Source organism: Mesorhizobium sp. WSM4840, from assembly GCF_055811755.1.
Genome location: NZ_JBVVQD010000001.1, coordinates 540,976 through 561,642 on the forward strand (window position 1 = coordinate 540,976; position 20,667 = coordinate 561,642).

Annotated in this window: 20 protein-coding genes; 9 read left to right on the top strand and 11 right to left on the bottom strand. The window is 63.7% G+C overall.

Going from position 1 to position 20,667, the window contains the following annotated elements:
* Positions 1–129 precede the first annotated feature (129 nt).
* Both rlmN and AC0L3I_RS02810 read left to right on the top strand, forming a co-directional pair.
* Positions 130–1,365, top strand: coding sequence for a dual-specificity RNA methyltransferase RlmN (rlmN, locus tag AC0L3I_RS02805; protein ID WP_473525895.1), 1,236 nt, complete (start codon positions 130–132; stop codon positions 1,363–1,365).
* Positions 1,362–1,841, top strand: a complete 480-nt coding sequence (locus AC0L3I_RS02810) for a hypothetical protein (protein ID WP_473525896.1) — start codon at positions 1,362–1,364, stop codon at positions 1,839–1,841. The genes rlmN and AC0L3I_RS02810 overlap by 4 nt, the downstream gene beginning before the upstream one ends.
* On the opposite strand, the gene AC0L3I_RS02815 is transcribed toward AC0L3I_RS02810, so the two are convergent.
* Positions 1,813–2,454 carry a LysE family translocator gene (locus AC0L3I_RS02815; protein ID WP_473525897.1) on the bottom strand — a complete coding sequence of 214 codons (642 nt, stop codon included), beginning with the start codon at positions 2,452–2,454 and terminating at the stop codon, positions 1,813–1,815. The two genes, AC0L3I_RS02810 and AC0L3I_RS02815, sit on opposite strands and share 29 nt — an antisense overlap.
* Before the next feature lie 281 nt (positions 2,455–2,735).
* On the opposite strand from AC0L3I_RS02815, the gene AC0L3I_RS02820 reads away from it, so the two are divergent.
* The 3 genes from AC0L3I_RS02820 to leuB all read left to right on the top strand — a co-directional run bounded on the left by AC0L3I_RS02820 (position 2,736) and on the right by leuB (position 6,407).
* Complete coding sequence (locus AC0L3I_RS02820) at positions 2,736–3,959, top strand: argininosuccinate synthase (protein WP_473525995.1); 1,224 nt, start codon at positions 2,736–2,738, stop codon at positions 3,957–3,959.
* A 712-nt stretch (positions 3,960–4,671) separates the two neighbouring features.
* Positions 4,672–5,055 (top strand): RidA family protein, encoded by a 384-nt coding sequence (locus tag AC0L3I_RS02825; RefSeq protein WP_473525898.1) that lies wholly within the window; start codon positions 4,672–4,674, stop codon positions 5,053–5,055.
* A gap of 248 nt (positions 5,056–5,303) precedes the next feature.
* On the top strand, positions 5,304–6,407 hold the full coding sequence (leuB, locus tag AC0L3I_RS02830; protein WP_473525899.1) for a 3-isopropylmalate dehydrogenase: 1,104 nt from the start codon (positions 5,304–5,306) through the stop codon (positions 6,405–6,407).
* A gap of 59 nt (positions 6,408–6,466) precedes the next feature.
* Here the strand turns inward: leuB and AC0L3I_RS02835 are convergent, their stop codons facing one another.
* Together AC0L3I_RS02835 and AC0L3I_RS02840 are read right to left on the bottom strand one after the other, a co-directional pair.
* A complete protein-coding gene (locus AC0L3I_RS02835; protein ID WP_473525900.1) occupies positions 6,467–7,156 on the bottom strand; it encodes a DUF805 domain-containing protein in 690 nt (229 codons plus the stop codon).
* Between the two features lie 200 nt (positions 7,157–7,356).
* Positions 7,357–9,213, bottom strand: a complete 1,857-nt coding sequence (locus AC0L3I_RS02840) for a DEAD/DEAH box helicase (protein ID WP_473525901.1) — start codon at positions 9,211–9,213, stop codon at positions 7,357–7,359.
* A 435-nt stretch (positions 9,214–9,648) separates the two neighbouring features.
* On the opposite strand from AC0L3I_RS02840, the gene AC0L3I_RS02845 reads away from it, so the two are divergent.
* On the top strand, positions 9,649–10,683 hold the full coding sequence (locus AC0L3I_RS02845; RefSeq protein WP_473525902.1) for an aspartate-semialdehyde dehydrogenase: 1,035 nt from the start codon (positions 9,649–9,651) through the stop codon (positions 10,681–10,683).
* A 186-nt stretch (positions 10,684–10,869) separates the two neighbouring features.
* Here the strand turns inward: AC0L3I_RS02845 and AC0L3I_RS02850 are convergent, their stop codons facing one another.
* The gene (locus AC0L3I_RS02850) at positions 10,870–11,277 is read right to left on the bottom strand and encodes an ACT domain-containing protein (protein ID WP_473525903.1); all 408 of its coding nucleotides are present in this window, start codon (positions 11,275–11,277) and stop codon (positions 10,870–10,872) included.
* 157 nt (positions 11,278–11,434) lie between these two features.
* Here AC0L3I_RS02850 and AC0L3I_RS02855 point away from each other — a divergent pair, with 157 nt between their 5' ends.
* The 3 genes from AC0L3I_RS02855 (at position 11,435) to AC0L3I_RS02865 (ending at position 13,292) form a co-directional block, all read left to right on the top strand.
* Positions 11,435–12,340: a bestrophin family protein gene (locus AC0L3I_RS02855; protein ID WP_473525904.1), complete on the top strand. Its 906-nt coding sequence runs from the start codon at positions 11,435–11,437 to the stop codon at positions 12,338–12,340.
* A gap of 124 nt (positions 12,341–12,464) precedes the next feature.
* Positions 12,465–12,875, top strand: coding sequence for a DoxX family protein (locus AC0L3I_RS02860; protein WP_123148756.1), 411 nt, complete (start codon positions 12,465–12,467; stop codon positions 12,873–12,875).
* A 153-nt stretch (positions 12,876–13,028) separates the two neighbouring features.
* On the top strand, positions 13,029–13,292 hold the full coding sequence (locus AC0L3I_RS02865; protein ID WP_473485976.1) for a YMGG-like glycine zipper-containing protein: 264 nt from the start codon (positions 13,029–13,031) through the stop codon (positions 13,290–13,292).
* Positions 13,293–13,376: 84 nt separating this feature from the next.
* On the opposite strand, the gene rpsP is transcribed toward AC0L3I_RS02865, so the two are convergent.
* The 7 genes from rpsP to AC0L3I_RS02900 form a co-directional block, all read right to left on the bottom strand.
* Positions 13,377–13,778 carry a 30S ribosomal protein S16 gene (gene rpsP, locus AC0L3I_RS02870; protein ID WP_473485977.1) on the bottom strand — a complete coding sequence of 134 codons (402 nt, stop codon included), beginning with the start codon at positions 13,776–13,778 and terminating at the stop codon, positions 13,377–13,379.
* 110 nt (positions 13,779–13,888) lie between these two features.
* The gene (locus AC0L3I_RS02875; RefSeq protein ID WP_095495656.1) at positions 13,889–14,215 is read right to left on the bottom strand and encodes a chorismate mutase; all 327 of its coding nucleotides are present in this window, start codon (positions 14,213–14,215) and stop codon (positions 13,889–13,891) included.
* A 7-nt stretch (positions 14,216–14,222) separates the two neighbouring features.
* On the bottom strand, positions 14,223–15,845 hold the full coding sequence (ffh, locus tag AC0L3I_RS02880) for a signal recognition particle protein (RefSeq protein WP_473525905.1): 1,623 nt from the start codon (positions 15,843–15,845) through the stop codon (positions 14,223–14,225).
* Positions 15,846–16,204: 359 nt separating this feature from the next.
* Positions 16,205–17,170: a lysostaphin resistance A-like protein gene (locus tag AC0L3I_RS02885; protein ID WP_473525906.1), complete on the bottom strand. Its 966-nt coding sequence runs from the start codon at positions 17,168–17,170 to the stop codon at positions 16,205–16,207.
* Positions 17,171–17,373: 203 nt separating this feature from the next.
* Complete coding sequence (locus AC0L3I_RS02890; RefSeq protein WP_123148752.1) at positions 17,374–17,973, bottom strand: DUF1236 domain-containing protein; 600 nt, start codon at positions 17,971–17,973, stop codon at positions 17,374–17,376.
* Positions 17,974–18,036: 63 nt separating this feature from the next.
* Positions 18,037–19,131: a zinc-binding metallopeptidase family protein gene (locus tag AC0L3I_RS02895; protein ID WP_473485980.1), complete on the bottom strand. Its 1,095-nt coding sequence runs from the start codon at positions 19,129–19,131 to the stop codon at positions 18,037–18,039.
* A gap of 99 nt (positions 19,132–19,230) precedes the next feature.
* On the bottom strand, positions 19,231–20,478 hold the full coding sequence (locus AC0L3I_RS02900; RefSeq protein WP_473485981.1) for a flavin monoamine oxidase family protein: 1,248 nt from the start codon (positions 20,476–20,478) through the stop codon (positions 19,231–19,233).
* Positions 20,479–20,667: the final 189 nt, after the last annotated feature.

The window sequence follows — 20,667 nt, forward strand, 5'->3', positions numbered from 1 at the left end:
GGCCGGCACATTGCGGCGAGCCTTGCACCGCCGCCACCCATGACTCCGCCGTCAACCTGTGCTATGCGCCGCGCTTCATTTCCAGCACGATGCTGTAATCGGCCGCAAATCGCTTATATTGGCGCAGCAATGACCCTTTCATTCGACCTCACCGCCGAAGGCGCCCGTGACGCGTTGCGCGCCCGCGCCACGCCGGCCGAAATACCGTCGCTGATCGGCCTGACCCGGGCCGAGCTTGGCGCTGCCCTGGTTGCATCAGGCATCGTGCCGGAGCGCCAGGCCAAGATGCGCGCCCAGCAGCTCTGGCACTGGATGTATGTGCGCGGCGTCTCCGACTTTGCCGGCATGTTCAACATCTCCAAGGATTTGCGCGCCGAGCTCGACAAGCATTTCACCGTCGCCAGACCCGAGATCGTCGAGGAGCAGATTTCCTCCGACGGCACGCGCAAATGGCTGTTTCGTTTTCCGCCGCGCGGCGCCGGCCGGCCGGTCGAGATCGAGACCGTCTACATTCCCGAAGAAGGCCGCGGCACGCTCTGCATCTCGTCGCAGGTCGGCTGCACGCTGACCTGCTCCTTCTGTCACACCGGCACGCAGAAGCTGGTGCGCAACCTGACATCAGAAGAAATCCTCGCCCAACTTTTGACCGCCCGCGACCGGCTCGGCGATTTCCCCGACCGCGACACGCCCGATGGCGCCATCGTGCCGGCCGAGGGCCGGAAAGTGTCCAACGTCGTCATGATGGGCATGGGCGAGCCGCTCTACAATTTCGAGGCGGTGAAGAAGGCGCTGCTGATCGCGTCCGACGGCGACGGGCTTTCCCTGTCGAAAAGACGCATCACGCTGTCGACCTCCGGCGTCGTGCCGGAAATCTTCCGCACCGGCGAGGAGATCGGCGTCATGCTGGCGATCTCGCTGCACGCCACCAATGACGATTTGCGCGACCTTTTGGTGCCGATCAACAAGAAATATCCGTTGAAAGAGCTGATCGCCGCCTGCCGCGCCTATCCCGGCCTGTCGAATGCCCGGCGCATCACCTTCGAATATGTGATGCTGAAGGACGTCAACGATTCGATCGAGGACGCCAAGGGGCTTATCAAGCTGCTCAAGGGCATTCCGGCCAAGATCAATCTGATCCCGTTCAACCCGTGGCCGGGCACCAACTACCAGTGCTCTGACTGGGAGACGATCGAGAAATTCGCCGACTACATCAACAATGCCGGCTATGCCTCGCCGATCCGCACGCCGCGCGGCCGCGATATCCTCGCCGCCTGCGGCCAGCTCAAGTCGGAGTCCGAGCGCATGCGCAAGGTCGACCGGCTGGCGCTGGAAGCGATGATGATCGCGGGGCACGGCGAGGCGTGACCCGTCTCATTGCCTATCTCGTCCGCTTCGCCGTCATCCTGATCGGCTATGTCGTCGCCGCGCTGGCCGCCAGCGCCTTCCTCAATATCATGTTTCTGGCGTCGCTGGGCTATACGCCGGAGCACGCGCACCCCACGGCTTCGCTGTATTTTTCTATCCCCTTCGTTGCCCTGTTCGTCGCCTATTTCGCCTTCATGCCGGCAGCCATCGCCATTCTCGTCTCGGAAATCCTCGGACGGCGCGACTGGCTGTTCTATGCGCTGGCGGGCGCGGTGGTCGCGGCGGTCTTCCTCGGCTTCGCCTACCAGACCGCCGATGCCAATTTCGAGATCACCGATCCGCGCGTCGTCGCTGCCGTGATCGGCTGCGGCATGGTCGGCGGCATTTTCTACTGGCTGAGCGCCGGGCGCTCGGCCGGAAGCTGGCGTCAAGCCGGAAGGTCCGCGCCTACTTCGCCTGGGCGGTCAGGATCTTAAGCGCGAAGGCCGAAAACACCCCGGCGAACAGATAATCGACGGCGCGCGTCACCCGCGGGCTGGTCTTCATCGCCGCGGAGAATTTTTCTGCTGCAAAGACCATTGGCGCTGTTACCGGGATCGACAAAACGACGAACATCGCGCCGAGGAAGAACAGCTTTCCAGGCGCGTTCGGATCATGCGCCGAGACGAATTGCGGCAGGAAGGTCATGAAGAACAGGATGATCTTCGGGTTGAGCAGATTGACACCGAGCCCTGCCGCCCAAGCGCGGAACAGCGAAATCTCCGGCCCGCTCTTGTTCTCGGGTGAAAAGGCCGACCCCTTGGTGATCGCCTGCCAGGCCAGGAAAACAAGATAGCCGGCGCCGAAGATCTTCAGGGCCAGGAAGGACATCGGCGAGGCGACGATCAGCGCCGAGATGCCGACCACGACCAGCGTGGTGTGGATCAGTGTGCCGCACAGCGCGCCCGCCATCGAGGCAAAGCCGGTGGCGCGGCCATGGCTCAATGTGCGCGAGACGAACAGCGTCATGTCAGGCCCAGGCGTGATCGCCAGGATCACGGTGGCGATGGCGAACTGGATCAGCGTGGCGGTATCGGGAATGAAGGTCATCGGCAGGGCCCTGGATAAACAGGTGGAGCCTATAGCGCAGGCGCCAAGCCGGCGCCAGCTTCTCGCTAGCAAAGCGTCTGATCCAGCCGGGTCGAAAGTTCGATGTCGGCGTCGTTGGTAGTTGGCGAAGGCCGCAGCGACATCCGATCTCCCCACTTGCGCGGAGATCGGCAGCTTCACCGACAGCCTGAACACCGTTCGTCTCTTGCGCAGCCCGGAAAGCCCGTGATACCTCGCCCGGCGAGAACCCTTGTCGCGGAACCGCCAATATGTCCCCCAGCCTGTCAAAAGCAAAAGCCGTCAAGAAGGTCGTGCTCGCCTATTCCGGCGGCCTCGACACTTCCATCATCCTGAAATGGCTGCAGACCGAGCTTGGCGCCGAAGTCGTCACCTTCACCGCCGATCTCGGCCAGGGCGGTGAGTTGGAGCCGGCGCGGCGCAAGGCCGAGATGATGGGCATCAAGGACATCCGCATCATGGATGTCCGCGAGGAATTCGTTTCCGACTTCGTCTTCCCGATGTTCCGTGCCAATGCCGTCTATGAAGGCACCTATTTGCTCGGCACCTCGATCGCGAGGCCACTGATCTCTAAGCACCTGGTCGAGATCGCAAAAGAAACCGGCGCCGATGCCATTGCCCATGGCGCCACCGGCAAGGGCAACGACCAGGTCCGCTTCGAGCTCTCGGCCTATGCGCTCAACCCCGACATCAAGGTCATCGCGCCATGGCGCGACTGGTCGTTCAAGTCGCGCACCGACCTGATCAACTTCGCCGAGCAGCACCAGATCCCGGTGCCGAAGGACAAGAAGGGCGACGCGCCGTTTTCGGTCGACGCCAACCTTCTGCACTCGTCTTCCGAGGGCAAAGTGCTGGAAGACCCGTGGAGCGAGCCGCCGGAGTTCGTCCATCAGCGCACCATCTCGCCGATGGATGCGCCGGACAAGGTCACCGAGATCGAAATCGAATTCCTGAAGGGCGATCCGATCGCGCTCGACGGCAAAAAACTGTCGCCGGCGACGATGCTGGCCGCACTCAACGATCTCGGCCGCGACAACGGCATCGGCCGGCTCGACCTTGTCGAGAACCGTTTCGTCGGCATGAAATCGCGCGGCGTCTACGAGACCCCCGGCGGCACCATCCTGATATCAGCCCACCGGGCGATCGAATCGATCACCTTGGACCGTGGCGCCGCCCACCTCAAGGACGAGTTCATGCCGCGCTACGCCGAGCTGATCTACAACGGCTTCTGGTTCGCGCCCGAGCGCCTGATGCTGCAGGCGATGATCGATAAGAGCCAGGAAGATGTCGAAGGCACGGTGCGGTTAAAACTCTACAAGGGCAACGTCATCGTCACCGGCCGCAAGTCGAAGAAGACGCTCTATTCCGACGCGCTGGTCACCTTCGAGGACGACCGTGGCGCCTACGACCAGAAGGACGCCGAAGGCTTCATCCGCCTCAACGCGCTGAGGCTGCGGACGCTTGCCGCGCGTAGTCGAAAAAGCTAGCCAGTTTCTCTGTACGGAGGGATTTGGCTCTTTTGACTGAGCCTCCAGGGGACGGTAGGCGGTCATTGGTGGCCGGCCTGCCCCAGCCGCCAATCTCCAACGTTGGCGATTAGCCACAGGCCACCACGCCTTCGTCATCCTAGGGCGGAGCGACGCGAAGCGGAGCGCAGACCCTGGGATCCATTCCGTGACTTCAGCCGTAGAATGCTGCGGCTCAGAACGGCGCTTGTATCCACCACTGCGCCAATGGAAGATCGAACTGATCGAGAAGACCAATCCAGAATGGGTCGAGCTTTTTCGCGGAACGGGGTGGTAGCGTTCGGTTCCGCAGGAGCACTGCCGCGAGGTAACGGCATGGATCCAAGGGTCTGCGCCGCGTCGCTTCGCTCCTTGCTTCGCCCTAGGATGACGAAGTGGAGGATGTTTCGGCCAATCTCGAATGTCCTTGCGCCCTGCCATGAAATCGCCGCTGAAAACAATCGACGTTCGCTGCCGCTCGGCTTCCGGGACGGAGACCACTGCGTTGGCCGATGCCTGTTCCGCTGGTGGGGCCTTGAGGAGTTCGAGCCGCCTCGCTCGACCTCGCTGCGGTCGAACGCAGGGCCGACATGCCTGCCTATCACGGTTTTGCACTGTCGATTCGTCCCGCCTGGCCCATGGCCGGAAGGCACTTCTTCAGCTCAATATTGCCTAAGGAATATGCGAGGGAACCATGCGAAAACTGATCTCCACCGGCTCGCCGTTCGAGAAGACCGCCGGTTATTCGCGCGCCGTGGTACAGGGCGACTGGTGTTTCGTTTCCGGAACGACCGGCTACGATTATGCGACCATGTCGATGCCGGAGACGGTCGAGGCGCAGACGCGCAATTGCCTGGCTACGATCGCCAAGGCGTTGCAGGATGGTGGCTTCGAGATGGCCGATGTGGTGCGGGCGCATTACTACATCACCGACGCGGCTTTCGTCGACATCGTCTTTCCGATCCTCGGCGAGGCCTTTGGCGACATCAGGCCGGCGGCGACGATGATCGTCTGCCAGCTCAACAAGCCGGAAATGAAGATCGAGATCGAAGTGACGGCGCTCAGGCGCACGCCCTGAGCGCGGCGGCGGTGCAGAAGCTTGCACGACGTCGGCGGGGCAGAAGGGAGCGCGAAGCATCGCCAAAGATGCTCTGAACCAAACGCTTGCGCATAGCCCGCTTGGCGTTTAGCAAGGCCGCAGCTCACGACAGCGCCGCGCGTCCTTTTGGACGCGCAAAGGACGCCGTCGAATTATAGTTCTGCGCATGATCCTTTCCGAAATCGATGCCGATTTCGGGGTCATGCGCCACAGTTAGGACGGTTCCGATGGCTTCGAAAAATCTTCTCCTGCTCGCCGGCGACGGCATCGGCCCCGAGGCAATGACCGAGGTGAAGAAGCTGATCGCCGCCATGAACGACAAGCTCGGCAGTGATTTCGTCACCGATGAGGGGCTGGTCGGCGGCTGCGCTTATGACGCGCATGGCGCGGCGATTTCCGATGCCGATATGGCCAAGGCGATGGCTGCCGACGCGGTGCTATTCGGCGCCGTCGGCGGGCCGAAATGGGATGCGGTGCCGTATGAGGTGCGCCCGGAAGCCGGACTGCTGCGGCTGCGCAAGGACATGGAGCTGTTCGCCAATCTCAGGCCCGCCATTTGCTATCCGGCGCTGGCGGCGTCGTCCTCGCTCAAGCAGGAGGTGGTCGAAGGGCTCGACATTCTGATCGTGCGCGAACTCACCGGCGGCGTCTATTTCGGCGAGCCCAAGCAGATCATCGATCTCGGCAATGGCCAGAAGCGCGGCATCGACACGCAGGTCTACGACACGTTCGAGATCGAGCGCATTTCGGGCGTCGCCTTCGAGCTGGCGCGGACACGCCGCAACCACGTCACCTCGATGGAAAAGCGCAATGTGATGAAATCAGGCGTGCTGTGGAACGAGGTCGTCACCCAGACGCACAAGGCACGCTATGCCGACGTCAAGCTCGACCACATGCTGGCCGACGCCGGCGGCATGCAGCTGGTGCGCTGGCCGAAACAGTTCGACGTCATCGTCACCGACAATCTGTTCGGCGACATGCTGTCCGACATCGCCGCCATGCTGACCGGCTCGATCGGCATGCTGCCGTCGGCGTCGCTCGGCGCGCCGGATGCCAAGACGAAAAAGCGCAAGGCACTCTACGAGCCGGTGCATGGCTCGGCGCCCGACATATCAGGCAAGGGCATCGCCAACCCGATCGCCATGATCGCCTCCTTCGCCATGTGCATGCGCTATTCCTTCGGCATGGTCACCGAGGCCGACCGCCTGGAAAGCGCCATCGCCGCCGTGCTCGATCAAGGCTTACGCACCAGGGATATTCTTTCCCCGGGCATGACCGAGGTCGGCACCACTCAGATGGGCGACGCGATCATTGCCAAGTTCCTGGGCTGAGCCTGTGGCGGTCGACGTGCGCCCGCCTTCCAGCCCCTCAAGATCACTGTGTCGAGCAGCTAGGCCCTGACGCCCGCCGGCACTGGACCCCACTGGTTTTCACGGGCCTGCGTTGGGATCAGCGCGAAGACCAGGATGATCAGCCAGCCGATGGTCGGGATGAACACCACCAGAAAAAGCCAGCCGGTCAGGCCGATGTCGTGCAAGCGACGCACGTTCAGTCCGATCCATGGCGGGATCGTCGCCAGCACAAACGTGCCGCAAAGACCGACCGTCACTGCCGGCAATTCGTCAATATTGCCCATGGCGTCGTCGATGAAGAGGCCAATGCCTAAGACCACAATCAGCGCGATCGTCCAGAACAGGCAAAAGCCCCAATATTCCTTGCGGCGGGCACGACCGGCGAAGTTGAAGTAATTTTCAGTCAGGGCCCGCCAGAAATAATCCCACAATCCGGTAGCCGCGGCGGGACGACTTTCAGCGGACCGGCCGAAATGTTGCGGCCCCCCGGGCGCATTGCCGGTTTGAGCCGGGGCGGCGGTTGCGGCAGGCGGACTGGCAGCCTGGGCACGGATCGAAAAAACGTCGCGTGCCCGTCCGCCGGCCGGCTGGAACTCGATGGCCGTGCCCCTGCCTATCGTCGCCTCTCGGCGCAGATCCTCGCGCGCGAACGTGTAGCGGTTGCCGTCGGCTCCGGTGATGAAACCGAAGCCGTGGTCCTCGTCATAGTGAAGCACTTCGCCGCGCATGTCCTGCCCCTCGTCCCGCTGGCCAGACTGTTCAAAGTTGCGGCAGACCGCAAGGGGTGCGTGCGAAATGGAGCTGTGGGCATGTCGCGCCACCATGCCTTCGTCATCCCCGGGGCGGCAGGAGCGAAGCGACGTGCAGAACCTTGCTACAGCTTTCGTTTTCCGCGGCGTTCTTTGGCCACCTGTCAAGATCGCATAATTCAGGCCGGCCGCTTCTTCGATTTCTTGTTCTTGGCGGGTCCGGCCTTGTCGAATTTCGGTTTGCCCGCCTTCCCGGCCCAGGGCTTTGCCTCGAACGCGGCAGGGCGCTGGTCGGCTGACGGTGCGCGCTTCTCGAATTTGGGCGCGTTCTGGTCGAATGTCCGCTTGCCACGGTGTGGCCTCTTGTCCGGCCGTGGCTCCTGATAGCCGGCCCGCGACAGGTCGGGCGTGCCGTCCAGCCGCTTCACCGCGATGTTGTTCTGCAGCTTGCGGTCGGGGCCGATGGCCTGGAGAAACCGGTCGGCCCAATCCGCCGCGATCTGCACGAAGGTTTCCTCCGGCTGCATCTTGATGGTGCCGATCTCGCGCTTGCTGATGCCGCCGGTCCGGCACAGCATCGGGATCAGCCAGCGCGGCTCGGCATTCTGCCGGCGCCCCACCGACAGCGAGAACCAGACGCTGTCGCCGAAATCGTCGCGGCGGCTTGGCGCCTCGTCGCGACGGGCGGATCGATCGCCAGAGGGCCTGTCGCCTGACGGCGTGAACGGTGCGACGTCAAGGAGATCCTCGGGCGCCGAGCGGCTGGAGCGGCACATCCGCACAAAGGCCGCCGCCACCAGCTCGGCGCCACGTTGGTCGAGAAGCGTGCTGACGAAGCCGCGCTCATCGTCCGTCACAGGCTCGCCGAAGACCGGGTCGGCGAGGATGCGCTCGTCGTCGCGGCGCAGCACGTCGTCGGCCGAAGGCGGGCTTGCCCATGTCGCCGCAAGGCCGGCGCTTTGCAGCAGCCGTTCGGTGCGCCTGCGGGCATTGTTGGGCACGATCAGCGCGCTGACGCCTTTGCGTCCCGCCCGTCCCGTCCGCCCGCTTCGGTGCAGAAGTGTCTCCGGATTGGTCGGCAGGTCGGCGTGGATCACCAGTTCAAGATTGGGCAGATCGATGCCGCGCGCCGCCACGTCGGTGGCGATGCAGACTTTTGCGCGGCCGTCGCGCATCGCCTGCAGCGCATGGCTGCGCTCGTTCTGGCTCAGCTCGCCCGAAAGCGCGACGACGGAAAAGTTGCGGTTGTTGAAGCGCGCGGTCAGGTGATTGACGGCGGCGCGGGTGTTGCAGAACACCAGTGCGTTCTTCGCCTCGTAGTAGCGCAGCACGTTGATGATGGCGTTCTCCCGGTCGGCTTGGGTCACGCTCAGCGCCCGGTATTCGATGTCGAGGTGCTGCTTTTCCTCGCCGGAGGCCGAGATGCGTACCGCATCGCGCTGGTAGCCCTTGGCCAGCGTGGCGATGGAGCGCGGTACGGTGGCCGAAAACATCAGCGTGCGACGCTCGGCAGGGGCAGCGTCGAGGATGAATTCCAGATCCTCGCGAAAGCCGAGATCGAGCATCTCGTCGGCTTCGTCGAGCACGACTGCCTTCAGTTCAGACATGTCGAGCGAGCTGCGGGTGATGTGGTCGCGTAGCCGGCCAGGCGTGCCGACGACGATGTGGGCGCCGCGTTCCAGCGTGCGTCGCTCGGTGCGCATGTCCATGCCGCCGACGCAGGACGCTATCGCTGCGCCGGTCAGTTCATAGAGCCATTCGAGCTCGCGCGTTACCTGCAAAGCGAGCTCGCGCGTCGGCGCGACGGCCAGCGCCAGCGGTGCGGCGGCGTGGGAAAAGCGCTCGGCGCCATCGAGAAGGGTCGGCGCCAGGGCCAGCCCGAAGGCGACGGTCTTGCCGGAGCCGGTCTGCGCCGAAACCAGCGCATCGGCCTGCCCGAGCTCGAGAACCGCCTTCTGCACCGGTGTCAGCTCGACATAACCGCGTTTTTCCAGCGCCTTTGCCAGCGCAGGGACAAGTGCTTCGAAATTGGACATATGCTTCTTTCGGAATTCGGATTCTTTTATGCCCGGCAATGGGTCATCCGTCGGCGAGCGCCAGGAGCGCCACAAGCCAAACGATCCAATCGTTCGTACTTCGCGCCGCCGCCATTGTACAGGGCAAGCCGCCTCGCCGCATCGCGATTGACTCTTTACGCAAACCGGGTAAAAGCCGGCACCGAACGGGATAGTTTCGATGCGCGGCCTTTTGATGGCGCTTCTTGCATTCGACTTTCCCGGCCGCAATGCGAACCATTGGGCCGGGCGTGTCGGCGCGTCTCCTCGTTCCAGCAAAACTACGGCTAAAACGACCACTCAAACGGTCTGATTCCCTTGGCCTAACCACCCTCTCCCGGGTCCGGCCCGGGGGTTGAAACCCGCATCGGCCGGCGGGTTTTCTCCAAAACCGAGCGGAGAGGACAGGAGATTTCGATGAGTTTCAAGGTTGCAATCGTCGGCGCCACGGGCAATGTGGGCCGGGAAATGCTCAACATACTGGAAGAGCGCGGCTTTCCGGTGAGCGAGGTGGTGGCGCTGGCCTCGCGGCGCAGCCAGGGCACGGAAGTGTCGTTCGGCGACCGCACGCTGAAGGTCAAGGCGCTCGACCAATATGATTTTTCCGACACCGACATCTGCATCATGTCGGCCGGCGGCAACGTCTCTAAGGAATGGTCGCCGAAGATCGGCAAGCAGGGCTGCGTCGTCATCGATAATTCGTCGGCTTTCCGCTACGACCAGGACGTGCCGCTGATCGTGCCGGAAGTGAACCCGGACGCGATTTCGCTGTTCACGCGCAAGAACATCATCGCCAATCCGAACTGCTCGACGGCGCAGCTGGTCGTGGCGCTGAAGCCGCTGCATGACTTCGCCACCATCAAGCGCGTCGTCGTCGCCACGTATCAATCGGTCTCCGGCGCCGGCAAGGAAGGCATGGACGAGTTGTTCACGCAGACCCGCGCCGTTTTCGTCGCCGACCAGGTCGACGTCAAGAAGTTCACCAAGCGCATCGCCTTCAACGTCATCCCGCATATCGACGTCTTTCTCGACGACGGCTTCACCAAGGAAGAGTGGAAGATGGTCGCCGAGACCAAGAAGATGCTCGACCCCAAGGTCAAGCTGACGGCGACCTGCGTGCGCGTGCCGGTGTTCATCGGCCATTCGGAAGCGGTCAACATCGAGTTCGAAAAGCCGATCACCGCCGAGGAAGCACGTGAGATCCTGCGCGAAGCGCCGGGCTGCCAGGTTCTCGACAAGCGCGAGGACGGCGGCTACATCACGCCGCTGGACTCGGCCGGCGAGGACGCCACCTTCATCTCGCGCATCCGCGAGGATTCGACCATCGACAACGGCCTGTCGATGTGGATCGTCTCCGACAATCTGCGCAAAGGCGCGGCACTCAACGCCGTGCAGATCGCCGAATTGCTGATCGAGCGCGGGCTGATCCAGCCGAAGAAGAAGGCGGCATAGTTTTCGCTCACGGGCCGTATCGCCGCTGCCGCGGCGGGCCCTCCGCGGGGGCGCCGGACAACCGGCGGCCCGCGGTCGCGGGCTCGGCCTTCGGCCGGTTAGCCCCTTCTCCCCGTTTTACGGGGAGAAGGTCCCGGCAGGGGGATGAGGGGCAGCGCCCACATTTCCAGACACAAGGCGCCCGCCTCACCCACGATTCTCTTCCGCCAGCTTCGTCAGTATCGCCATCGCCTCCTCCGTCCGGTCGGCCGGGACGAACAGATGGTCGTGGTAGAAAGCCGAAACCGGATTGACGCCCATGCCGGCGGCGGCAAGACGCGTGGTGATGGCGGCGAGAAAGCCTACCGCCTCCAGCGACGAATGGATGTTCAGCGTCACCATGCGGCAGCGAAACACGATCTCCAGGCCAGCGGCCTTGGCTTCCTCCTCTAGCGCGATCACCGTCGTCCCCTCGCGCTCGCGAAACAGCATCACCGGCTCGAGGCTGTCCGGTACGGGCGCATCGCGCGGCAATGTGGCGAAGACGTGGATGCCGGGACGCAATTCCGGCGTCATCGTTGCCAGCAGTTTCTTCAGATCGGTCTCGCCGGCCATCGATTTGCTCCCGAATGTCTTGCGGATTTTCGATAACGTGCTCGGCCCCAGGCCGGCAAGACGACATCGCCATGTCGCTGGCGGCTGGGCTTATGCGTGTGTTGCGTCACACAATGGAACCGATCAGGATCATTGCCGGTCCGTGAAAGGGGTTTCGATGATCGTTCGCCCGCGCCCGGGATTCTTGCATCTGTTCTTCATCATGCGCGGCTCGGTGGTGCCGCGCATCCTGCCGCAGATCTTCGGCTTCGGCGTCTATGGCGCGCTGGTGGTGCTGGCGGTCAGGGCACTGAAGCTCGACTTCGGCAATGCCGGCCCCGCGCCGTTCGCCTTGCTCGGTGTGGCGCTGTCGATCTATCTCGGTTTCCGCAACAATGCCGCCTATGACCGCTGGTGGGACGCGCGCAAGCTGTGGGGCCAGCTTGTCTTCGACATTCGCAATCTGGCGCGCGCCAGCACCGGGCTGATCGAAAACCGGGCGGAACTGCGCGGCCTGCTGATGGAAGCGATCGCCTTCTGCCACTTCCTGCGCGGCCTGCTTCGGCGGGTGGACGCAACGTCGGACGCACGCGCGTTCATCGGCGACGAAGCCGAAAGTGCCGCCAAGGCGGCCAACGCGCCCGACGCCATGATGCGGCGGATGGGCGAGCGAGCCGCCGCGCTATACAGGGCCGGGGCGATCGACGTCATGGGCTACCGCATCCTCGACGAGCGCCTGGCTGAAATCGCCGCAGCGCAGGCCGGCTGCGAGCGCATTATGGGAACACCGCTTCCGTTTGCCTACACGCTGCTCCTGCAGCGCACCGCCTATATCTTCTGCCTGCTGCTGCCGTTTGGGCTCGCCTCGACTGCCGGCTGGGCGACGCCGCTTTTCACGGCGCTGATCGCCTACACCTTCTTCGGCCTCGACGCGCTCTCGGAGGAACTCGAGGACCCGTTCGGCACCGAGGCCAACGATCTCGCCCTCGACGGCCTGTGCCGCGTCTGTGAAATCTCGGTGTTCGAGGCGCTCGGCGAGGCGCCGCCAAAAATGATCCCCGCCGAAAAATACTATTTTTCCTAGGGTTTGTTCCCACGCGTATGGCAGCGCCGTGCGCTCAAAAGATCGTAGACGTGTCGGATCGCCGCCTCACGCCGCGTCCTTGGTTCGACCCTCGCCAAGAGGGCTCGAAACAACCGGAGGACCAATGACCATGTCTCAAACAGCATCCGTCACGCCGGGCGCGCTGTGGACCGGCCGAGGGCTCAGCGCCCTCATCGTGCTGTTCATGATCTTCGACGGCGTTATCAAGCTGCCGCCGCTCGATGTCGTCACCCAGACCATGGTGCAGCTCGGCTGGCCGGCCGATCCCAATGTCTCGCGCATGCTCGGCATCATCGGACTGGTCTCGACCGCGCTCTATGCGGTGCCGCGCACCTCGGTGCTTGGCGCCATCCTGCTCACCGCCTACCTCGGTGGCGCCATCGCGACGCACATACGTATCGGCAGCCCGCTGTTTTCGCACACACTGTTCGGCGTCTATCTCGGCTTCATCTTGTGGGGTGGCCTTTTCCTGCGCAACCCCAGGATGCGATCGCTGATCCAGTTCAATCGATAGCGGCGACTTCAAAAGCCGTTCGATGGCGGTCACGCCGCCAGAGAAGGCGCCGTCTGCCGCCGCCCTTCTTCTTTGTCTTTGGATCAAATCGCCCGGTTGCGAGTTAGAAGATGTGGCGGCGAGGACGGAAAACCCCGGTTGAGAGGAACGACGATGAAGAAACTGGTAATCCTGATGGTACTGGCAACCTCGCTCGCAGCCTGTTCCCGGACAGAACAGGGCGCTGCGGTCGGTGGCCTGGGTGGCGCGGCGGTCGGTGCTGCAGTGGCCGATGACGCAGTTGAAGGTGCGGTGGTCGGTGGTGCTGTCGGCGCCCTCGCCGGCGCACTGATCGGTCGTGCTACCGAACCCGGCCGCTGCCGCTACCGGGATCGCTATGGCCGCGTATACATCGCCCGTTGCCCGCAGGGCTATTGAACAGGCGCGGCCTCCCTCACGGGCATGCCCTGAAAAGACAACGGCGGGCAATGGCCCGCCGTCTTCATGACCGATAAAGGTCGACTATTCGGCGGTCGCGGCTTCCGCCTCGGCCGGCGCGGCGGCCGCGGCGGCAACAGCGGCGGCTGCATCGTCCTGCGCCTTCCTCAGAAGTGCGGCGCGTTCCTGCGCCTTCTTGCCGGGCTCGGCCTTCTTCGGGTTGGAGCGGGTCTCACGCTTGGCGATGCCGGCCTCATCGAGGAAGCGCAGCACGCGGTCGGTCGGCTGGGCGCCGTGCGAAAGCCAATGCTTGACGCGGTCGGCGTCGACCTTGACCCGCTCGCCGTCCTTGGGCAGCAGTGGGTTCCACGAGCCGAGCGACTCGATGAAACGGCCGTCGCGCGGCGAACGGGCGTCGGCGACGACGACGTGGTAATAGGGACGCTTCTTCGAGCCCGCACGGGACAGTCGGATTTTCAGTGGCATGTTCTTTCTCCTAAAATTCTGATTTTCGTTGATCGGGGTTATGACTGTTGTCTTTATGCATGTCGTTGTCCCAAAACCGCTGCGCACTTTTGGGCGACATGCACTGGTCCTCAGCCGGTTTTCGTTACGCCGTTGGATGCGGCGATATGCTCATGATGCCGGATCACTTCACGGACGACGAAGTTCAGGAATTTCTCCGCGAAATCCGGGTCGAGATGGGCGTCCTTCGCCAGTTGGCGAAGGCGGGCGATCTGCTGCTGCTCGCGTGCCGGATCGGCCGGTGGCAGGCCATGCGACGCCTTCAGTTCGCCGACCGCCTTGGTGCAGCGGAAACGCTCGGCCAGCATGTGGATGAGCGCTGCGTCGATGTTGTCGATCGAGGCGCGGTAGTCGACCAGCGCCGCACGTGCGTCGGCCATGTCCTTTTCTTCGTTCATCGCGCCCTCACTTCTTCTTGCCGGGGCCGTTCTTGCCAAGCATTGGCAGACCGCCGCCAGATCCCGGCAAACCAGGAAGCTTCATGCCGCCGGGCAGCCCAGGCAGGCCACCGCCACCTGGAAGGCCAGCGGGCAGGCCCTTCATGCCGCCGAGACCGGCTGCCTGCGCCTGCTTCTGCAAGGCTTCGAGTTGCTTGGGGTCCATCTTGGACAGGTCCGGCATGCCGCCGCCCATCATGCCGCCCGGGCCACCCATGCCTCCCATGCCGCCGAGGCCCATCTTCTGGGCCAGGCCGCCCATCATGCCGCGCATCAGGCCACCGCCTTTGCCCTTGCCGCCCATCGCCTTCATCATGTCCGCCATGCCGCGATGCATCTTCAGGAGCTTGTTGATCTCGGCCGCATCGGTGCCGGAGCCGGCGGCGATGCGCTTCTTGCGCGAGTGCTTCAGAATATCGGGGTTGGCGCGCTCGGCCTTGGTCATGGACGAGATGATGGCGAGCTGGCGGCCGAACATCTTGTCGTCGAGACCGGCGGCAGCCATCTGGTCCTTCATCTTGCCCATGCCCGGCATCATGCCCATGATGCCGCCCATGCCGCCCATCTTCGACATCTGCTGAAGCTGGCCGGCAAGGTCGTTCAGGTCGAACTTGCCCGACTGCATCTTCTTGGCCATCGCCGCCGCCTGCTCGGCGTCGATGTTTTCGGCAGCCTTTTCGACCAGGCTGATGATGTCGCCCATGCCAAGGATGCGGTCGGCGATGCGCTTGGGATGGAATTCCTCCAGCCCGTCCATTTTCTCGCCGGTGCCGATCAGCTTGATCGGCTTGCCGGTGACGGCGCGCATGGAAAGTGCTGCACCACCACGGCCGTCGCCGTCCATGCGGGTCAGCACCAGGCCGGTGATGCCGACGCGCTCATCGAAGCTTTTCGCCAGATTGACGGCGTCCTGGCCGGTCAGCGAATCGGCGACCAAAAGGATTTCGTGCGGCGACGACACCTTCTTGATGTCGGCCATCTCGACCATCAGCGGCTCGTCGATATGGGTGCGGCCGGCGGTGTCGAGGATGACCACGTCATGGCCGCCGAGCTTTGCCGCCTGCACGGCGCGGCGGGCGATGTCGACCGGCGTCTGGCCCTCGACGATCGGCAGCGTGGCGACCTTGACCTGCTCGCCGAGCTGACGGAGCTGCTCCTGCGCGGCGGGGCGCCGCGTGTCGAGCGAGGCCATCAGGACCTTCTTGTTCTGACGCTCGGTGAGGCGCTTGGCGATCTTGGCCGATGTCGTCGTCTTGCCGGAGCCCTGCAGGCCGACCATCATGATGACGACCGGAGCCGGCGCATTGAGGTCGATGGCGACGCCCTCGGCGCCCAGCATCTCGACTAGCTCGTCATGGACGATCTTGACGACCATCTGGCCGGGCTTGATCGACTTCAGCACGGCGGCGCCGACGGCTTTCTCGCGCACCTTGTCGGTGAAGGAACGCACCACTTGCAGCGCCACGTCGGCCTCGAGCAGCGCACGGCGCACCTCGCGCAGCGCCGCCGAGACATCGGCCTCGGACAGGGCACCGCGGCCGGTAAGGCCGTTCAGGATGGAGCCAAGGCGCTCCTGAAGGGATTCAAACATCTGTCTTCCTTCAATCTCGGTTCGGGTTCGATCCGAGAGGTAATGCGTTCGCGCCCAGTATCCAACTCAAAGCCAGCCCAAACAAAGCCAGCCCGGGCAAAAGCCCAAAGCCAAAAAGCACCCGGGGGCGCACAGCGCTGCCGGATGTTGGCCTCCAGGATCGATTTACAGCACGTCACCTCAAAGAGGCTTCGGCGTCCCGGTCGGCTTGCTCGGAGGGATACTCGTCGCGGAATTCGCGGCGTGTAGACAGGAAATCGGCCGCGGAGTCAAGGCGCGGACAAAAAGCGATGGCCAATCGCTTCAGGTTTGCGCTGCCCCTCATCGCCCTGCCGGGCACATCTCCCCGTATAGTGACATCAGGCGTTTTCTCCCGACTCCGACTTATCCGGCTCGACCTTCAGCGGCGAGCGCGGATGCAGCAGCAGCAGAACAGTCAACAGGCTGCAGACGATGCCGATCGCCGCGATGAGGACGGCATCAAGCGTCGTCCAGCCGGGGCCTTCGAGCGGCATGGCGTTGAACAGGGCGAAGGAATTGTAGCTTTGCTGATGCGAAATCAGCAGGAAGCCGGTCAGATTGTTGCCGAGGTGGGCGCCGAAGGCCGCGCCGAGGTTGCCCGTGGCATAGACCATAAGCGTCAGGAGCAGCGCAAAAGCAGCGATCGAGGCCAGCACGCAAGCGTTGATGGCGACCGTCGAGCTTGGGCTCCAATGCATCGAAGTGAACAGAAGCGCTGGCAGCAATGCCCAGATGAAGGGGTTTTGAAACCGGTTGGCCAGGCCCCTGAGAAGATAGCCGCGAAACAGCACCTCTTCGGACGAGGTCTGCAGCAGGGCCAGCGCAGCGATCGGGATCAGGAACAGCAGCCAGGACGACAGGCCGATCGCACCGCGCGCAATGTCGGGCTGCAAGAGATAGAGCAGGATTTCGGAGAGCAGCGATGTGATCAGCACCGCGGCCAATCCCCTAAGAAATCCCGAGCGCGAAACGCGGTGGCTGGTGCCGATCAGCGCCATCAGCGGTTCGCGATGGACCCAGCGCATGGCACCCCACAGGCCGAGCCAGATTCCGGCGAACGAGGCGAGCGCGGCGAGGATCCCGGCGGGCGAGGCCAAGAAATTCTGCACCGCCCCTCCTTCCATCGGGGTGCCAGACGATGCCTGCCAGATAACAAAAAGATAGGCGCCGCCGAACAGCACGGCGATGGTTGTCGCGACCCAGAACAGGACGACGATCGCCGTTCCGAGCAGGAGCCGCGGCAGGGTCGTCTTGGCGTTGGGAGAGCGCCGATAATGCTCGAAGGCGGCAGGGTCTGATATCACGCGGGTTCCTTGCCTGATGCATCGGGTCGCATGATCTAGAGCATCGGACCCAAAAGTGGAACCGGTTTTGGGAAAATCCGATGCTCGAACAAAAGGCTGGAGCGGCGGGCACGCCGCTCCAGCACGAAGCTCAGGTTAACGATATCGGACAGAGGCGGCCGACGTTGGCTCTTGCCGGGCGGCCGCCTGATTGCTCGCTGATGTCAGCGCTCGACGTACATGATGCGTCGGGTGCCGGGATCGACCAGTGCCGGCTGACCGTTCACATAGACATAGCGGTAGTCGTAGTCCGGAATCTCACGCAACTCGACGGTGTCGGGCAAGGTCGCGCCCGTAACCACCTCGCCCTCGAGATAGACCGGGTCGACCCGGTTGGTCTCGATATAGGTGCGGATTTCGGCCGGCGGCCGCCTGATCGGCTCGATCGGCTCGCCAGCGACGATCGCTCCGGTATAGGTGTCGGGATCGTCGACGTCGGCGGGCGCTTCGACGATGGTAATGTCTGCGTCGGCCGGGCGCCGGGTCAGGACGACCTCGTTGCCGCCGAAATCGGCCGTCACATAGTCGGAATAGATCCAGCCCTGGCCATTGGCCTCGGCTATGGTGCACCATTTGCTGTTTTGGATGCAGCCATCGAGCGTTGCCGACTGGCCGGCGGCGAGCACGCCGATGACCGGGTATTGCGGGCCTGGGCCGGCGCGAATGTTGAGATCGGCGACAGCCGAGACGGCGGTATCGGCCAAGGCCGTGCCCGACATGGCGACAAGCGCTCCGGCGACAGCAGGAAACAGTATGCGCTTCATGGTTTCGCTCCGTGTTGATGGTCCCTCGCGAACGAAAACGAAGCAAGGCCTCATGCGTTCCGGCTAAAAGGCCTCGGCCGGCTCACGTTTTGTTCCGGTTTCTTTCACTACACCAGTCAGGAGTTCATGGACGAAGGCCAGCTTCTGTGCCGTCAGCTCCGAGATGACGAAGGGATAGAGGTCCGGCAGGCCCATGCAGCGGTTGATCGAGTTCGACGCTTCCGACAGCACCAGCCAGCGGGCCAGGATCTTTTCGAACGGTTCGGGAACGGCGGCAGGTTCCGACGGCGCCGGTTGCAGCTCGCCGCCGGTGTCGTCCCGCGACAGGTCATTGGCCTCCACGGTTTCCAGCCGGCCGAGCGGGAAATTCAGCGCATGCACCATCTCCAGCGTATCGGTGATGTGCAGATGGTGTGCCCATGTCTCAGCCCAGTCCTCCCAGGGATGGGACGTGGCATAGGCGGAAATGTGGTCCTGCTGCCAATCGGGCGGCGCGCCATTGGCATGGTAGGCCTTCAGCGCCTGCTCATAATCGGTGCGCTCGTCGCCGAACAATGCACGGAAGGCAGCAAGCCGTTGCGGGTCGTCGCGGATCAGGCGGTCCCAGAAATAGTGGCCGAGCTCGTGGCGGAAATGGCCGAGCAAAGTGCGGTAGTTCTCGCCCATCTCGACGCGCCGTCTTTCGCGCTCGGCCGAGTCCGCCTCGGCGACATTGAGTGTGATCAGGCCGTTGTCATGGCCGGTCAGGATACGCTCGCCACCCGGACCGCCGATCGGATCGGCGAGGAAGTCGAAGGCGAGGCCGGCCTCGTCGCCGGCGTTCTGCTTGGGTGCGACCGGCAGTCCGGCGGCGAGCAGCGAATAGATTGCCCGCTTCTTTGCCGCTTCGACGCGGATCCAGCGACGGCGGTTGCCCTCGACCGAAAGGTCCGGGATCAACTGGTTCAGCACGCAGGCGCGGCAGAAGGCATGGCCAGGTTCAGCCATCCAGTTGCAGGCGCACTCGTCGGCATTGGTGCACTGGAAAACGCCGCCGGCGCCTGACAACACGAAGCGCGCATGCCCGGGATCGTAGAGCACGGAGCTGGCGCAGTTCAGGCACTGGGCGTTCTCGAAATAGAGGCGGTGGCCGCAATGCGGGCAATCGAAGAGCTTCATACCAATCTCAAATCACCAGGTCTCAAATCATCAGCCCGGATATAGTGCGGAGCGGCATATCGCCCAAACGCCTGTCGGCGGCCGGCGTTCCTGCCGTTGCTATTTTGCCGCAAGCTGGGCGGCGACCGTTCTCGCCACCGCCTCGCCCGATAGCCTGGCGCCGCCGCAGGTTTGCATCAGCGGACCGGCCAGATGCTCGCCGGCGAAGAAGATTTTTTCCGCCACCGGCTGCATCAGCGTGGCGCGCGCCTGCGAACGGCCGGGTCGGGCCGCCGCATAGGCGCCGCGCACGAACCGCTCGCCGCCCCAATTGGTCATCATGGCGCGCCCGACATGTTTTCGCACGTCACCGCCGAAGATGGCGCACAGCCGGTCGACGACGAAGTCGACGCCTGCCGCCTCGCCCGCCGCCGACATCTCCCAGGCAAAATCGCCGCCGACGAAGCCGACCATCAGGTCGAGGTCGAAGGGAAAGCAAAGGAAGTAGATGTCGTGCCTGGCCAGCCGCTCGATCAGCAGGTCGTCGAAGGGCGCCAGCCCGAGCCTTGTGCCCGTGATTTCAACCGGCAGCTTGGTCAGCATGCCCATCGGCAGGTCGAAGAAGGCAGCGAAATGCGTGTCGGGCAGCGCCGGCGCGAATTCGACCTCCTCGAAGGCGAGCACCGCCGGCGAGGCGGTGACGATGGCCGCCTTGGCGCGGATGGTGCCGCGATCGGTGACGCAGGCGACGCCGGGCACGTCCCAGAGGATTTTCCGCACCGGCGTCGACAGCTCGACCGGCACGTCGACGCCGAAACGGGCGACCAGCGCGCCGAACCCCTCCTTGGTGAAATAGTTCGGCTCGAGATCGGCGGCGGCCTGAAAGTCGCGGATCGATATCTCGTCCTCGTCGGCACCGAAGTCCATCGGTCCGGCAAAGGTGGCGGCGGCGCGCGGCGCATGGCCCCTGGCGAGCAACGCCGAAAGACGGTCGTCGTCGCCGGGCTTGACCTCATGCGCCGCCAGCAGCTCGAACAGCCTGATATCGGCCGCCTTCATTGCTGCCTCTTCGTCCTCGCTCGCCTTTCGGTTGCGATAATAGAGATGGTCGACATTCATGTCGTGATGATGAAGCGTCCAGCGGGCGGCTTGCGCCTCGGCAAAATAGGGATTGCGGTCGGCCGCGTGCAGCCAGGCGCAGCCGATGTCGAAAGGAACGCCGAAATGCTGATCGCTGGTCCAGGCGCGGCCGCCGATACGGTTCATCGCTTCGAGCAGCTTGAAGGAAAGGCCGGCCGCACGCAGGGTCTTGGCGGCGGAAAGTCCCGCCGAACCGGCGCCGATGACCACGACGTCAACGTCTTCCATGAATATTCTAGCCCCCGCCACAATAATTGCTTGATCGTAAGCAAGTTCTCCGGCATTCGCCAGCGCTGCGGTGGCGATGCGTAAACGACTTCTTAGCGCGGCGGCTCGAAAATCGGTTTCGATTGTCGGAAAGCACGATGCGCTGATTGTAAAGTGTTGGAGCGTACTGCGTCCAACTGGGCGCACGTC